The organism is Pseudoalteromonas sp. '520P1 No. 423', from assembly GCF_001269985.1.
Classification (GTDB): Bacteria; Pseudomonadota; Gammaproteobacteria; order Enterobacterales; family Alteromonadaceae; genus Pseudoalteromonas.
In genome coordinates, this window is record NZ_BBZB01000001.1 from 296,028 (window position 1) to 312,632 (window position 16,605).

Below are 16,605 nucleotides of genomic sequence, written 5' to 3' on the forward strand. Positions count from 1 at the left end.
AACTTATACCTTAATTTTGATCTAAATATTGCTGAAATGCGATGTCTACTAAAGGTTTACTATATAAATAACCTTGACCGTATGGACAGCTTCGCGACTTCAAAAATATTGCTTGAGCTTGAGTTTCTACACCTTCAGCAATCACCTCTAATTGTAAGCTTTTAGCCATAGATAAAATACCTTCTATCAAGGCCCTACTTTCCTTATCTAATACGAGATCCATAACAAAGGACTTATCTATTTTCAAATAATTGATTGGAAATTTTTTCAAATAACTTAATGATGAGTAACCTGTACCAAAATCATCTATAGACAATGAAACCCCCAACGCTCTTAATTGTTCTAACTGGCTTAATGTTGATTCATCATCATTAACTAATAAGCTTTCCGTGATCTCTAATGTGAGTCTTGAGGCAGGCAATCCTGTTTCAAATAAAGTTTGTTTTACTAACTGAGTAATATCTTGTTTTTTAAATTGATAACTAGATAAATTGACGGAAATCGAAGGCGCGGTTTCCCGTCTAGTTGTAACCCAAGTCATAGCGACTTTACATGCTTCCTTTAATACCCACTCACCGATGGGGATTATTAAACCGACATCTTCAGCTAACGGAATAAACTCATCAGGTGAGATAAAGCCAAACTCGCTATTTTTCCAGCGTATCAGCGCTTCACAACTGGTAACTTCACCTGTTTCGAAATTAATAATAGGTTGAAAATTTAAAAACAATTCATTATTTTTTAGTGCATAGTGCAAGGCTTGCTCTAACGCTCTTCTACGCTGCGCATTAACATCCATTTCATGGGTAAAAAAGTAACTGGCATTACGCCCTTTTTCTTTCGCTTTATACATCGCACTGTCTGCATTTCTTAATAAAGTTTCCGTATCAGTGCCATTTTCAGGGTAAATTGTTATACCAATACTTGCTGATATGAAAGCATTTTTACCTTCTAAGTCATATGGTTGAGATAAGGAAGCTAAAAGCTTATTAACAACAGCTTCGACACTATGTAATTCATCTATATCAGGTAATACTAAAGCAAATTCATCACCGCTCAACCTTGCCACTGTATCGGATTTTCTGAGGTTTTTATTAATTCGATTTCCAGCTTCAATTAATAATAAATCACCAGCAGCATGACCAAAGGTATCATTTACATATTTAAATCTATCTAAGTCGATAAAAAGTAAAGCCACCAGCTTATTTTTTCTTTTGGCTCGTTCAATACTGCGATAAAAATGCTCGATAAATAAACCTCTATTTGCAAGTCCTGTTAAAGAATCAAAATTAGCTTGCTTCCAGATACGTTGCTCATCCGCTTTTCTTTGCGTGATATCGCTAAATAAAAAAACATATCCTTCAACGCGATTATTAGGGTCTTTCATCGTTGATATAGCTAACCATTGTAAGTATTTTTCGCCATTTTTTTGCTCGCTACAAAGTTCTCCTTGCCAACTTCCTTGATTCTTTAATATGGTAAAAATATTTTTTAAATAGCTTTTATCTTCCGAGATAAATTTAAATTGAGTTAAATTTTGATTAATCACCTCACTTGCCAAATAGCCTGTTATATCACTAAAAGCACTATTCACTTTTATAATTTCATTGTGTGTATTAGTGATCATCACAGCTTCATTTGCAGTTTCAAATACACCTGCAGCAAGTCTTAATTCTTTTTCATTTTGTATCAGTGTTTTTCTAGATGAATTAACATGCCGTAATGCAATTATGAGCACCACAATTAAAGATAATAGAAATATTGTAGCAGCGCAAAAAATTAAAATTAGGAGCTCATTTTGATTTTTAATTTCTGTAGTTTGTACTTCAACCATTTTTTCAAGCTGAGTTTGATAATGCCACAGATCGGTTTCTAATCCTCTTTCTTTAGAAATATCTCTGATAATAGAATAAAGTAAAGTTTTACCATCAAAATTGAGTGGAACAGAATACACTTCAACGGTTTTAATTTCTAAATTTGCTAATCTATGCCTGAATATAAAAAAATTACGTCCTTCTTTTTCCGCTAGTAACCTTTCATCAGAAACTTGCTTTGCAGTCAGGGTATTTATTTGTTGAATAGACATTGATTGTAATTGTTTTTGACTATAGCCATAAAACTGCACAGCCGCGTTATTAGCATGTCTAATATCTCCATTTCTGGGATCAATTAAAAGCATAATTGAGTTATGTTTATTGAAGAAGTCCCAAAATGAAGGCGTAGCCACAGCCTGAAAAGGCATAAGAAGAATCAATAATGAACACAGAACAATCGAAAATAAATGCTTCATAAATAATATATAAACCTAATAATAAAAATATAGAACTGAAGTGTTATGTCTAAATAACTTCACAAATCACAAAGGAAGCTCTCTTCTCATTAACGTTTGTTTTAGAACAATTGTTGACTCAATACTTGATACATACTTTAAACTACCTAAGGATTTTTTAACAAACACTTCGTAACTATGCAAATTTGACGCGACTATCTTTAAAATATAATCATGGGCACCAGTGACAATTGAACATTCAATTACTTCATTAAATTCAAGTATGGCACATTCAAACCCTTGAGCATAAACATCTGAACTTTCGGCTAATTTAACGGCAGCATAAACCAATACATCTAAACCAACAGATTGTGGATTTAATTGGGCACCATAACCAGTGATCACTCCTGTTTTTTCTAATTTACGAATTCGCCTTAGACATGGAGTATCGGACAAACCGATTTTTTCACCAAGCTGTGAAATCGCAATACGCCCTTTTTTTTGTAAAATACGCAAAATACTTAAATCTGTTTTATCTAAATCAGCTTTCATTTTTATTCTTAGTGGATTTCGATAATTAATATAATATTTATACCTTATTTCACTCTTTTTAAGCAAAATAAAAGTGATTTTTAATGAAATGCTATTTTGTAGACATGCTATCTTTTAATAAGTCACCGCTTATAAAAAAGAGTCTAATATGACCAATAATACACAAGCTTTTGATAACTGGATTAGAACACGATTTGTTACTTTAAATTCCGCACTAGAATCGCAATATTGGCAGCAACAAGATAAAGCGAATATTGAAGGTATAGGAAAAAGTGAAAAAAATGCATTGGAGCAAGAAGGCAAAGCTTTAATAAAAACCCTTTTAGAAGAAGGCAATACCGATGAAGGTTTTGATAATGCTTTTGATTTATTAGGTAACGTTGGTTTATATATGGCTGCATGTCGCCGTCATGAAATAACAGAACCAAGTAGAGAGCGAAGCTCCCCATTAATAGAAGCATCAGCTTTAGCGATGCATATAGGTGCATCAATTGGAGTCACACCTAGATTTGCAACCGCGCACTTAACAACTCACAATAAATCTATTAATGGCATTTATAAACGCTTTACCGACCTACCCTGTGAAAAACTGTTTGTTGATTACAATACCAAATCTATTTTAGCCTACAAACGTGCATCCGATGCCTTACTAAAAATTCAACCTTTGGGCATTTCTCATCCTATGACTTTTGATTTATTAAACGTAACAAAAACAGCGCTGCAAGACGTTATTAATTCAAATAAAACATTATTCAATAAACTTGATACAGAAGAGTTTTTTTATCAAGTGAGGCCATATTACAAACCTTACCGTGTCGGCTCTCAAGTATATCGAGGCGCTAACGCAGGTGATTTTGCAGGTATAAATGTAATAGATATGTCATTAGGTTTATGTTTTGCCAATGATCCTGATTACTCACAAATGTTAGTAGATAAGTTTTTATATATGATGCCAGAAGATCAGCGTATTTTACGTGATTGTATGTGTAAAACGAGTTTAATGGATGATTTTTTAGCGCAATCACAACATCATCAAGCAAGTTGGTATCAAGAGAACCTTAAACTATTCTTAAAAGTATGTGATAGACATGGACAAACAGCGATTCAACATCATGATCAATTGGTTAATAAGTACATTTCCAACCCCGCTATCACTATGGAGCAGCAACATATGGATAAGGTGACCGCCAGCGGACCTCCGTTAGCTGAACTGCTTAATACCTTAGAAAATTTACGCGATAAACGCGCAGCCTTTAACCGCACAGATATAAGAACCTGTTATGCAGATATTCAAAGGCTTAAAGCAACTTTAAATACGGTATAGGCTAAATCATGAATTTTAAAAATGACTTTATACTCAGTAATACTAATTACTTGCTCAATCACTCGGTTGGCCGCCCTTTAGTAACAGCACAAAGTGCTTTTCAAGATGCTTTTTTAGATCCTTGGCAAAATAGTGGCCGTGAACCTTGGGGTGCATGGCTAACAATTATTGACAACTTTCGTAACGCTTTAGGAAAAATGTTTAATGCGCCAATGACTGAATTTTGCCCGCAAGTAAACCTCTCTAGCGCTTTAACAAAAGTATTAATGTCACTAGAGGTATTACAAAAAAAATCTGTTGTTATTTTATTAAGCGAAAGCGACTTCCCTAGCATGGGTTTTGCTTTTAAAAAAACGTTACTTGAGCATTGTGAGCTCAGGTTTATAGCAAAAGAGTGCAATATAACCGATATAGATGTTTGGCAGGCTCATCTATCAGAAGATGTTGATTTAGCGTTTATTAGTCATGCATATTCCAATACAGGAGAGCAAGCTCCTCTAGATGACATATTATCACGGTGTCAAAATTTAAATATATTAACAATTCTAGATATTGCACAATCAGCGGGTATTCTCCCATTAGATTTACAAAAACAAAGACCCGATTTTATGCTTGGCTCTAGCGTCAAGTGGTTATGTGGTGGTCCTGGCGCAGCCTATTTATGGGTTAACCCAAAACGTTTAGAAGAGTGCAAACCTAAAGATGTTGGTTGGTTTTCTCATGAGAATCCGTTTGAATTTGATATTCATCACTTTGATTACCACAATAGTGCATTAAAATTTTGGGGCGGCACCCCCTCTATTACACCATTTGCAATTGCAACTCATAGCATTGAGTATTTTTCAGATATAGGAGCTTTAACATCACGAGAACATAATCAAAAATTGATAGATCTTGTAGCAAAGGAGTTTGATAGCGAATTTGTATCACCAAAAGATCAGAGTAAGCGCAGTGGTACGCTCATTTTAGACTTTAAAGATAGACAAGAAAGCATTCTGCTTGCACTGCACAATAACAATATTAGTGTCGATAGTAGAAGTTTAGGAATTCGTATTTCACCCCATATTTATAATGATGAAAATGATATTGAGCAGCTTATAACAACAATAAAAAATGCCATTTAAGCGCTAATTGAAAACCAAAAAAGCCAGGATAACCTGGCCTTTGGGGAAACTTGATATATTTATATTTAGAAGCTTACAGTTACTTCATTAGAACATGCGCTTGAAGCATCACAAATCTTATAAATGAATTGTGAACCTTCAACACGGCGTTCTCTATCTCGATAAATACCGTTATTTGCTACAGTCGCAATTTTTTCACCATTACGGTAAACATCAACCATCTCAGCAGGGCTTCCTTGGTAAGTAATATCAACACGTAAGTTGCCTAAACGAGACTTATAAGCGCGTTTAACTGCTAACTCAATATCTACATCAGAAACAACAACTGACATTGTTTTACTATCACTCATGCCTTCAGCATCAGTAGTTGTCAGTGTCACATCATATGTACCCGCTTGTGCGTATGTATGCATTGGATTTTGCTCTGTTGATGTATTTGCATCACCAAAATTCCAACTCCAGCTTACAATGTCATTATTTACATCATAACTGGTATCTGTAAAGCTAACGCTCAAGTAGTTAACTGCCGCATCAAAATCAGCTTTTGGTGCTGCTGGGCCAACTTCACCTAAAGCAGAAAAAGACACTGACCAATTATTTAAACTACCCGTATCTTCTGCATAAGTATCAACAATATGTAATGTCCAATCACCTAATGTCGATTCACCATTAAACGCCGAAGAAGTGAAACTTTGATTAATATCATCTGCACTTCCGCCCGCTTTATTGTGTAATGTTGCAGTTGTACCAGCTGGCGAAGTTAAAGTAACAACTAAATCAGCTATGTATGTATGGCTAATGTTTAAGTATGTACTTGAGTCAAATATCGTTAAATCATCTGCAATTGTTAATACAGATGACACACCTTCAGGTGCATTATCTGGGATCGCAGCAGGTGTATCATTTGTATAAGTGAAATCATTTAAACCTTGAGGGTTAACATATAAACCTAATGTTTTAGATTTTACTAACTCACCACTGGTTGCAGTCACTTCAAACTCATAAGCACCCCATTGTGTATCAGCTGAAGTTGGTACTGTTACTTGGAAACTTTCGCCTGGGCTCACTGTTGTTGAAGAAAGCACAGCACCTTCTAAATTACCAGTCAGCGCTAATGAGACAACACCTTCCCACTCTGCAATTGAACCAACATCAAACGTATAAGTTGCTGTTTCACCAGCCGTTAAATTAACGTTAGCTGGCGTTACTGATAACTTAAATCCAGGAGTCGGATCAGCATCTAATAATGCTGTATGAACATTCAAACGTTTACCAGAAACAGTCTTACCTGTTAAAGCACTATTATCATCACCGCTATTCATTAATAATGATTTAAGCTCATTCGTTGTTAAATCTGGATTAACTGATAGTACAAGTGCAGCAGCACCAGCAACATGAGGTGTTGCCATAGATGTACCAGAGAAAGAATCATAACCGCCGCCTGGCACAGTTGATAAAATAGCAGAACCAGGTGCACCCATATCAACTGTTGTTAAACCCCATTGAGAAAAACCAGACATAGAATCGCTAGAAGTAGTACTTGCTACCGCTAAAATGCTTTCATGAGAATAACCTGATGGGTATGAATCATTTACGTCATTATCGACAGCACTATTACCTGCAGCTGCTACAAATAAGATATCTGCTTGCTCAGATGCGGTAATTGCATCAGATAAAGCTTGACTAAAACCACCACCGCCCCAACTATTATTTAGTACGCGAAGGTTTACACCACTATTTTTTAAATCAACCATATAGTCGATACATTTAATAGCATCTGATGAAGAACCAGAGCCAGAAGCATCTAAGAACTTACAACCTGTGATTGCAACTTCATGGTTAACACCTACAACACCTAAGCCATTATTACCTGATGCACCAATTGTTCCAGCGACATGTGTACCATGGCCATTATCATCCATAGGATCACCTGCATTTGTGATCGCATTAATACCATGTACATCATCTACATAGCCATTACCATCATTATCAATGCCGTCACCCGCAATCTCGCCAGGATTAACCCATGCATTAGCAATTAAATCAGGGTGAGTATGATCAACACCAGTATCGATCACACCTACAACAATGCTGCTATCGCCTGTAGAGATATCCCATGCTTCTGGGGCATCAATATCGGCATCATCTACACCACCAGTTTGTCCAGTATTATGCATACCCCATAACTCTGAAAAGCTGCTATCGTCAGGCATAACATTAGCTTTAACAATGTAATCAGGCTCTGCGTATAGTACTGCAGGATCTTTACGAACTTTAGCTAGTGCATCTTTAACAGACATTTTATCTAGCTCATAGTTAGCCATACGACCATTTAAAATATTACTGTATTTATCATCAACTTCATCATTATTGATGTCTGAAATTTTAGCTAATACTAAATTTCTTACAGCTCGGCGATTAGATGCTGTCGCTTCTTTTTTATAAACAACGATTAAAGAATCATGTTTGTATGCGTCTTGATTTGATGCACTGATCTCAACAGAAGCGTTTGCTAATGCAGGAATTAACGCTAAAGTTAGCGCTGATAATTTATATTTCATGTTTAAATCCATAATAATATTGTCCAGTTAACGGACTATTAAACAGATCCTTCATATTAAAACTTACAAACTTAAATATATGGAATTGAGCAACCCTTACACTTTAACCATATTCGAGTTTACAAATCTAGACTAAAAACTAAAAACACAACTTTTCTGGTATAAAATAATTTCTCAGTCGTTATTTTTTAGCACTTTTTTAGTACCAAATATCCAAGTAAATTCAAAATACAAATATCACCCTTTTTTATGACAATAATATCCCCCTTCAATTTATAATAATATAAGTCATTAATATTATTCAAAAAAATACAAATACAAAATTTAGGTGATATTCAAAATGAATATAAGATATTAAAGTTTTTAGCGAACTGAAGTACTTGATGGTAAGAAAAATGAAACTAATAAGTAAAAATAATAACAATCGTAAAATACATTATAAGCAATCTAATATCGCTTTAATTACGGCACCTTTACTTCTTATAAATTCATTTTTTTGTCATGCAAATGACCTTATGTCTGGTACTGATTTACAAGACTCTCCTTTGTCATTAAGCCTTACAACTAGCTTAGCAGTCACGATTAATAACAGTGTTCAACATTTGGCTATTAATCAATATGGAATAAAAAACAAAGTAATGGTTAACCAAACGGCGGATATGGTTAACGACATAAACATTATTCAAAACGGTATGCACAATAAGGCTAACGTAGTCCAAACGGGCGCTGATAATACAGTCAACCTCTTGCAACAAGGTGACGGTAATTTAGTAGATGTTATCCAAGAAGGTGACGCCAATATCGCCAACATAAAACAAACAGGTGAACAAAATTTTATCGTTCATCAAATTGGCAATGAAATGCTAGTCAATATTACACAATATTAAAACTAGAACGGAGAATACGGTGAAATTACAAAAATCAATTATAACAGCTGCTGTACTTGTAGCATTAAGTGCTAGTCATTCAGCAAACGCTGCAGAAAAAGAAACAAAAAGCGCAGCAAATCCAATCAATACTCAATTAATGGCAAATGCAGCTGGTAATGTTATTGTTTTATCGCAAACATCTGAAACAGGTGCAGTTTTTGGAAATGAGGTCGCCTTGCTCCAAGAAGGTGATCTAAACGGAATTAGTGCAACGATTAATGGTGAAAACAATACAACTGACGTAAAGCAAATTGGTTCAGATAATATTGCAATTAGTACATCTCTTGGTAAAAGCAATACTCAAATAATTAACCAAGAAGGTATTAATAATCAATTAGAAACAACAGTTGATGGTAGTGAAAATACACTAAACTTAACGCAAGCAGGCGAAGGCTACTTAGGTTTAGGTAATAAATCTATCAATACAGTAACTGGTAATGATAACAATATAACAATGGATCAAGGTGATGGTGGTCATTGGTCATATAATAGCAATCTAAATGGTAATGCTAATACAATTGAAACAACACAATCAGGCCAATGGAATGAAACCTATTTAGATAGTGTTGCTGGCGATGATAATACGATTGAAGTTGAGCAAGACGGATATTGGAATGTCACTCAAGTGACAGATCTTCAAGGCAATACAAATGAGTTAGATTTTGTACAAGATGGCGACCGCAACCGAATTACGATTGCTGAAGTAACTGGTGATGAAAACGAAATCGAAATTGATCAAGACGGTAATTACAATGAAGTTACATCTAATATCTTCACTGGCACCGACAATGAAGTTTCTGTAAATCAAACTGGTGATGATAATGGCGCAACATTTGATGTAATAGGTGATGAAAATAACTTTAGCTTCACACAAGCTGGCACGGAAAATACGGCATATATTGGTGGTTTAGGTATAGATAATACCTTTGCAATTACCCAAGCAGGTGATTTAAATGAAGGTCATATTGTTAACTTTAACGGCGATAACAATGACATTGATGTCATTCAAGCTGGCAATGAAAATACAGCTATCGTTCAAGCATCAGCAGACAACAATGCATTAACAGCTGACAACAACGATATCACTGTCAATCAAGCTGGTGATATGAATGATGCAGTCATTAATATGAGCACAATTTTAGACAGTAATGATAATACGGTTAACATTGCACAAGATGGCGATTTAAACGCATTAGATATTTTAGTCGAAGGCAGTGGCCATAGTATTGATATTGCACAAGCTGGCGATGAAAACTTAGTAATCGGTAGCAATGGTGATGCAATGTTAATTGGCGGCGCAGATGTCACATTAAACATTAGCCAAACAGGGTTAGGTAATGTGGTTGAAGGTTCAATCATCAGTGCTTCAGGTAGTGTTTCTATTACGCAAGTTGGTGATTGGAATAGCGCTACAATTACACAACAATAAACTTTAAAAGTTAATAGAGGGGAGCAATCCCCTTTATATAATTATGCTGTATAAATTATTAATATTAATATTCCTAAGCACCCCCTTGTCACTGCTTTCTAATGAAGTCGAAATTGGCGGTTTACTATTAGACAATACAAGAAGTCGACAAGGCTATGAATTTTTTACGGCTTTTAGTCAATTATGGCAAGATATTCCTAATACTAATGGTCATGTAGTCACTATAAAAGAAATCGTCATTCCACGTTCAGGCACGCGCTTAAGTGTGACTTTAAATAATAAAAATGTATATGTTACCCACCTTGGCAGACGACAAAGTCCAATAAAAGATCGCGTAGAACAGGCGGTATTAATTTTAATAGAAGCAATGGCACAATCCCAATTAGGTCAAAGTAACCCTGACTTAGCAACGAATGGATGGTAGTAATGAAAGAATTCATTATCAATCAGGTATATTTAGCATTATTCATAATATTTATTTTAATTTCAGTTCCCTCAAAGGCATCTGAATTAGTTTACAAACCAATCAACCCCAGTTTTGGTGGTAACCCTCTTAATGGCAGCTTTTTATTAGGAAAAGCAAGTGCACAAAATAAACACAAAGCACCTGTAGCCAAAAAGTCATACGCTGAAAAATTTCAAGAGTCTCTTGAGCGTGCTTATATCAGTAAAATGGTAAGAGAAATTACAGATCTTGCATTTGGCGAAGAGAGTGATAGTAGTTTATTTGGAGAAGATTCTATTTTTAGTAGTGGTGATTATGAAATTTTAGTACTGACAAGTAATACCGATGCTATAACTGTACAAATCACAAATACAGTAACGGGTGAAGTGACAGTTATCGAAATACCTAAGTATGGGGAATAAAAATGAAAACAATCATACTATCACTTACTTTAATATTATCTGGCTGCAGTAGTTTAAGTAATCTTGTACCACCAGACATAACGACAGCAATAAAAATTGAAGAATCGGAAACTTTTAAAGAACTGAAGTCTTTACCTAAACCTAAAGGCGCAATTCCTGTATCAGTATATGCGTTTAGAGATCAAACAGGTCAATATAAACCGCAAGCAAATGTAAGTTCATTTTCAACAGCAGTAACACAAGGCGCCACCTCTATTTTGATGCAAGCCCTCAGTGACTCTGATTGGTTTTTACCCGTTGAAAGAGAAGGTTTACAAAATATTTTAACTGAGCGAAAAATTACTAGGGCTTCAAATAAAAATAATAAACAAGTTGAATTACCGCCTCTGACGACAGCAAAAATCTTATTAGAAGGCGGAATTATAAGCTATGATTCAAACACTAAAACGGGCGGATTTGGTGCAGAATATTTTGGCATAGGTGCTTCTGAGTTATATAGAGAAGATATCATCTCAGTATATATGCGTGCTATTGACGTCAGAACAGGGCAAGTGCTTGTTTCTGTATCAACCAGCAAGACAGTATTGAGCACTGAAGCAAGAGCTGGATTCTTTCGTTATGTCAGCTTTAAACGTTTAGCTGAAGCGGAGGCAGGCTATACTAGCAACGAACCGATGCATATCTGTGTAAAACAAGCATTAGAAAAAGCAATTACAGAGTTAGTTAAAAAAGGATTAGATAAGCGTGTATGGAAAGCACAAGATACTACAGTGTCATATTTACATCATAACCAATATAAATAAGCGAGATTAAAAGTAGCATTTAGTTGCTACTTTAAAATTTAATTAATGGCTGCATCTAAATGGCCTGATGATTGTAAAGACCAAGTAATTAATTCAATACGATTTCGTGATTTAGTCTTTCTAAAAATACTATAAATATGGGTTTTAACCGTATTTGTACTTATATTTAGTTGATCAGCTATTTCTTGATTTTGAGACCCTTTTGTCACTAATTTAATAATTGTATTTTCACGTTTAGTAAGCGTTGGAAATACAGATTTTCCTGTGATGCTATTGGAAGGTGATATTGAAGCTTTATTTGACTTTAGTAAATATGAAAAAGCATTATTCATTGATGAGCGTTTAAACCAACGTTCATTATTTTTAATTTGGTTTAACCCTCTTAATATAAGATCGGGTCTATCTGAAAGGTAAAAAATACCTTCAAAACCCGCTAACAATAAATTTTTTTCGCATAACTGGTCATTTTGGACATTAAATAAAACAATTTTTGACCTTTGTGCTAACTGTAAAATATCATCAGGTATTTTGTTGTTCCAATTACAATAAAATAAATCAATAAAATATATTCCATCAATTTTATTAAACTGATTATCAACACTCTTATTCTGTTTGAGGACCTTATTTGAACAGGTTGCTATTAAACCGATAAAGCTAGTTAAAGCTACCTTATGAGAGCTGCTATGCAGAGTCTCATCTGATGTAACAATATAAGCTGTATTTATTGTTGCTGTAGAGATCATAAGCTTCCTTTGTTAATTTGTCACTAACCTAATTGTAATCCAGTGATTACAAATGTACCCCTTATGGGTTTTAGTGTCTATACTTTAATTAAATCAATTTTTCGTATAAATCAGCGCACTCCCATAAAATAGATAATCAATTCAGCATTTAATAAAAAACAAAAATTACATTCATTCAAAAGCTCTCATTTAATAAATTCATCTAATTATTTTTAATTAAATAAACTTAAAATATATTCAGCTTTCATTAAACACAATTTGAGCGTACACTTGTACACTCAAATTGAAAAACTCTACTTTTAATTACTAAGTTTATTTGGAAAAATATGAACGTCATAGCAACTTATAGTATTAAAGAAGAAGTGGCTAACTCTGTTAGCCATGGAATAGGCGCACTAATCAGTGTAGCTGGATTAACTTTATTATTAATAAATGCGATTGAACAACAGAACATAACTAAGATCATTAGCTTTAGCATTTATGGTTCAAGCCTCATTATTTTGTTTTTAGCATCAACTTTGTACCATGCTTTTAGTGATGAAAAAGTGAAACAGGTATTTAAGCTATTAGATCATTGCGCTATATATTTATTAATAGCCGGCTCTTATACTCCGCTAATGTTAGTAACTTTAAATGGTGCACTTGGTTACGTCATGACAGCACTTATTTGGTTAATTTCACTGGCTGGAATCATTTTCAAAGTTAAATTTGGCAGTCGATTTAAATGGCTTTCTCTATCTACCTATTTAGGAATGGGGTTTATTTCTCTTGCTGTACTACCACAATTACAAAGTAACCTAGCTAGTGAAGGGATAACACTACTCGCATTAGGCGGCTTAATTTACTGCTTAGGTGTTATATTTTATGTGCAAAAGAAAATACCTTTTAATCATGCTATATGGCATTTATTTGTAATAGGAGGCGCAGCCTCTCATTTCTTTATGATCTATCACTATGTTTAAGTTTTTATAAACAAGTCCCCGAATTCAATTAAACATTATACCCATCAGATTAAATTTATTATCTAATAGGTGGGTGAAATATATTTCCCAAAAACAACTTCAAGAGAAGATGAAATCAATAGACTTTAAATCTCTTATCGCCAAAAAAACTAATTGTAGAATGCGTATTCGCTTGTTGGCTCTCTCACACATCAAAGATGGTGCAGATCGAACACAAGCCGCTATATATTAAAGCTCAGTCGTAAAGCTGTAAATAATTGGGCTAAAAAAGTCTATGCAAACGGACTTGATGGAATAAAAGAACAATCCCGAACAGAGCGGCCTTGCTATTTGACCACAGAGCAACTTACAAAATTCAAAGAATATGTAATACAAAATAGCATCAAGCCAAATGGTGGTCGCCTTATAGGTAAATCACTTGTCTATTATATTCAAGACGATTTTAAAAAATTCAAAACTGAAATGTTCCCTGAGGATCATGATAGAGCAAACATAGATATTTGCTTTCAAGACGAAGCAAGGTTTGGGCAACAGAATACAACGACAAGATTATGGGCTGAAAAAGGCTCACGGCCAAGGGCTGTGAAACAGCAACAATTTCAATATGCTAATCTTTTTGGTGCTATTTGTCCTGCGACTGGAGCAACAGAGGCAATAGTAACGCCAAAATGAACTAGCCAATAAATGCTTTAATGGTTATGAGGATATTGTTAATTCATGTTGCGATGTTTTGAATAGCTTCGTTAGTGATTTAGAACGAGTAAAATCAATGTGTATGAGAGACTGGATTAATTTGGGTGCTTAAATAATCTGATTGGTATTAAAGCATGGTACTTATGACGTTAACGAGTCTGTGGCCGCAACGGGTATATTCTCACGTATAGCAGGTGAAATTGTTGCCGACGATGAATTTGAATACATGGCAAAGCTTAACAATGCTATAACGGCTCAAAGAGTTATTTCGGAGCAATATATGCCGGAGCAAATAATGGTGGTAAGGGCACAATATTAAGTTGTTATGCGCGTTTGGAGGAATTGGTTATAGAAACCGATAGGTTCAAAAAGGCACGAAAGAGCCTAAAACGTAAATATCGTTCGTAGCGAATAGGAAAATGTAGAAGTAGCGAATTGCTGTTGTTTACAAAAATCAGAAATAGAAAGGCCACTGTTTTGTTGTTGGATAAAAAGTGACTGCCAATGCTTTATTTTTTGTTGATATTTCATAATTATCTCGAATAAATTGGATGAGATAATTTTGCTTAAAGCTGATTGAAATTGGCACGTGGGGTTAAATTAGCACTTACTTAGAAGAGCGGAGCCTGGCGATGCCAGCTAATACCAATTTCATTAAGTATTAAGTCACTTTAATCCACTCTCTTGAACACATTTTTCGAACCCTATCAGGGTTTGAAATGAATGTGTTCCATGCTTTTGATACTTGCTCTACTATATCTTGGTATCCCGTAAATATTCTGTTTGATAGGCAATGCTGACGGATCCAACTCCAGATCTGTTCTATAGGGTTTAATTCTGGTGAGTATGGCGGTAATTTTATTAACGTGACATTGTTAAAGGGCTGAACTGTATCGAAAGTATGCCAACCAGCGCCATCCATGATCACAACAGCGTGCCTCCCATACTCAGTTGCTTTAGATATTTGCTCCATATGTAATGTCATGACTTCTTTATTAACACAGGGGGTTACTAAGGCTTCCGTCTTTCCATTGTGAGGACATACTGCACCGAATAAGTATCCATATTCAAACTGTTGTTGTTTTACGGCTCTTGGCCTAGAGCCTCGCTCAGCCCAAACTCTTGTTGTTTGATTTTGCTGGCCAAATCGTGCCTCATCTTGAAACCATATATCCATATTTTCTGGCATCACATTAAAGGGGGTGTGAAGGATCGTTGACATACTGAACTTTTTTAAAAGCTTCTTGAGCTTCTTTTGATTGCTTAGGGTGTTTGGAGCGTGTTGTGATCCAGCTTAATTCAAGGCTATGTAATAAGCGGTATACACTGCCAAGTTGATAATTAACATTAAAATTATTGCTAATATAGGTTTGAATATCAGCAGCAATTAATCGTCCACCGTCACTGGACTTTGCATGCTGTAACACAAACGTTTTAACGTCTGCTTGCTGTTTTTCTGTCAGGTTAGCTGGACGACCTGAAATAGGTTTGTTGTCTAATCCCGCTAAGCCACTGTCTAAATAACTTGATACCCATTTATTGACACTACTTCTAGCTGTACTTAGTCGACGAGCAATATTAGCGCGATTTTCACCTTCAAAAAAGAGTGACACTGCAAGTAAGCGCATACGCTTTCTCGCGTTTGATTCTTTTCTCGATAGGGTGAGAAGTTGTTTTGATTTTTCTAAATTCAAGGCTGTTTTTAATGGTTATGGAAACAGCCTATATTAGATCAGAAATTTAATTGAATTGGTATAACACAATATTTATAAATTATATAAAACAAAAAAGCCGATACATATCTGTATCGGCTTTCTTATGATTATGAGAGTGGAGCCTGATGTATTGGCATCTTTAGACTGAATAATATTAGACGCTAAAACGCAAAAATCCCAACTCAATGAGTTGGGATTTTTACTGAAATTATGAGGGTAAGCCTGGCGATGCCAGCTAACACAATATTTTTAAATTATAAAAAGCAAAAAAGCCGATACATTTCTGTATCGGCTTTCTTTAATTAGGAGCCTGGCGATGTCCTACTTTCACATGGGAAACCCCACACTATCATCGGCGCTGTTTCGTTTCACTTCTGAGTTCGGCATGGGATCAGGTGGGTCCAAAACGCTATTGTCACCAAGCAAAATTTGTCTGGAACAATTTTTAACGCACTTTAGTGCGCCCCGCTAGGGTAAATTACATGGATGTAATTTATAAAATCATTCCTAATTCGCTTTGTTCTTGTTTTCTTTAATAAATTCAGTCTGCTGATACAGATATCGTAAAAGTATTCTACTTTAGTTAACACCAACTTCTTGCTTGTTTCTATCACACACAAAACCACTTTGGCGT

14 protein-coding genes and 1 rRNA gene are annotated in these 16,605 nt (G+C 35.0%); 9 read left to right on the top strand and 6 right to left on the bottom strand.

From position 1 onward, the window contains the following. Positions 1-10 precede the first annotated feature (10 nt). Together PSA_RS01400 and PSA_RS01405 are read right to left on the bottom strand one after the other, a co-directional pair. Positions 11-2,290 (bottom strand): EAL domain-containing protein, encoded by a 2,280-nt coding sequence (locus PSA_RS01400; protein WP_231665206.1) that lies wholly within the window; start codon positions 2,288-2,290, stop codon positions 11-13. Between the two features lie 66 nt (positions 2,291-2,356). Next, positions 2,357-2,821: an Lrp/AsnC family transcriptional regulator gene (locus PSA_RS01405; RefSeq protein WP_042151538.1), complete on the bottom strand. Its 465-nt coding sequence runs from the start codon at positions 2,819-2,821 to the stop codon at positions 2,357-2,359. 148 nt (positions 2,822-2,969) lie between these two features. On the opposite strand from PSA_RS01405, the gene PSA_RS01410 reads away from it, so the two are divergent. Together PSA_RS01410 and PSA_RS01415 are read left to right on the top strand one after the other, a co-directional pair. Continuing rightward, a complete protein-coding gene (locus PSA_RS01410) occupies positions 2,970-4,145 on the top strand; it encodes a monodechloroaminopyrrolnitrin synthase PrnB family protein (RefSeq protein ID WP_042151540.1) in 1,176 nt (391 codons plus the stop codon). 8 nt (positions 4,146-4,153) lie between these two features. Then, positions 4,154-5,269 (top strand): aminotransferase class V-fold PLP-dependent enzyme, encoded by a 1,116-nt coding sequence (locus tag PSA_RS01415; protein WP_042151543.1) that lies wholly within the window; start codon positions 4,154-4,156, stop codon positions 5,267-5,269. Between the two features lie 65 nt (positions 5,270-5,334). Here PSA_RS01415 and PSA_RS01420 read toward each other — a convergent pair whose 3' ends face one another. Further along, positions 5,335-7,830 (bottom strand): S8 family serine peptidase, encoded by a 2,496-nt coding sequence (locus PSA_RS01420; RefSeq protein ID WP_127924227.1) that lies wholly within the window; start codon positions 7,828-7,830, stop codon positions 5,335-5,337. A gap of 395 nt (positions 7,831-8,225) precedes the next feature. On the opposite strand from PSA_RS01420, the gene PSA_RS01425 reads away from it, so the two are divergent. The 5 genes from PSA_RS01425 to PSA_RS01445 all read left to right on the top strand — a co-directional run bounded on the left by PSA_RS01425 (position 8,226) and on the right by PSA_RS01445 (position 11,858). Continuing rightward, entirely contained in the window at positions 8,226-8,717 is a 492-nt protein-coding gene (locus PSA_RS01425) for a hypothetical protein (protein ID WP_052380219.1), read from the top strand. Positions 8,718-8,736: 19 nt separating this feature from the next. Beyond that, positions 8,737-10,188, top strand: a complete 1,452-nt coding sequence (locus PSA_RS01430; RefSeq protein ID WP_042151549.1) for a hypothetical protein — start codon at positions 8,737-8,739, stop codon at positions 10,186-10,188. A gap of 85 nt (positions 10,189-10,273) precedes the next feature. After that, the gene (locus PSA_RS01435; RefSeq protein ID WP_231665207.1) at positions 10,274-10,612 is read left to right on the top strand and encodes a curli production assembly/transport protein CsgE; all 339 of its coding nucleotides are present in this window, start codon (positions 10,274-10,276) and stop codon (positions 10,610-10,612) included. After that, the gene (locus PSA_RS01440; protein ID WP_042151555.1) at positions 10,606-11,055 is read left to right on the top strand and encodes a curli assembly protein CsgF; all 450 of its coding nucleotides are present in this window, start codon (positions 10,606-10,608) and stop codon (positions 11,053-11,055) included. Before PSA_RS01435 ends, PSA_RS01440 begins: the two co-directional genes overlap by 7 nt. Positions 11,056-11,057: 2 nt before the next feature. Continuing rightward, entirely contained in the window at positions 11,058-11,858 is an 801-nt protein-coding gene (locus PSA_RS01445) for a CsgG/HfaB family protein (protein WP_042151557.1), read from the top strand. Between the two features lie 38 nt (positions 11,859-11,896). Here the strand turns inward: PSA_RS01445 and PSA_RS01450 are convergent, their stop codons facing one another. Further along, positions 11,897-12,601 carry a helix-turn-helix transcriptional regulator gene (locus PSA_RS01450; protein ID WP_052380220.1) on the bottom strand — a complete coding sequence of 235 codons (705 nt, stop codon included), beginning with the start codon at positions 12,599-12,601 and terminating at the stop codon, positions 11,897-11,899. Between the two features lie 326 nt (positions 12,602-12,927). Here PSA_RS01450 and PSA_RS01455 point away from each other — a divergent pair, with 326 nt between their 5' ends. Continuing rightward, the gene (locus tag PSA_RS01455) at positions 12,928-13,563 is read left to right on the top strand and encodes a hemolysin III family protein (RefSeq protein ID WP_042151560.1); all 636 of its coding nucleotides are present in this window, start codon (positions 12,928-12,930) and stop codon (positions 13,561-13,563) included. A gap of 330 nt (positions 13,564-13,893) precedes the next feature. Further along, positions 13,894-14,235, top strand: coding sequence for a hypothetical protein (locus PSA_RS27005; RefSeq protein ID WP_059364695.1), 342 nt, complete (start codon positions 13,894-13,896; stop codon positions 14,233-14,235). A gap of 682 nt (positions 14,236-14,917) precedes the next feature. Here the strand turns inward: PSA_RS27005 and PSA_RS24240 are convergent. Next, a protein-coding gene (locus PSA_RS24240) for an IS630 family transposase (protein WP_127924266.1) occupies positions 14,918-15,884 on the bottom strand; the annotation gives its coding sequence in 2 pieces (ribosomal slippage) (positions 14,918-15,490 and positions 15,492-15,884; 966 coding nt in all). Positions 15,885-16,279: 395 nt separating this feature from the next. Next, positions 16,280-16,394: ribosomal RNA gene (rrf, locus tag PSA_RS01480) — 5S ribosomal RNA — on the bottom strand. Positions 16,395-16,605 lie beyond the last annotated feature (211 nt).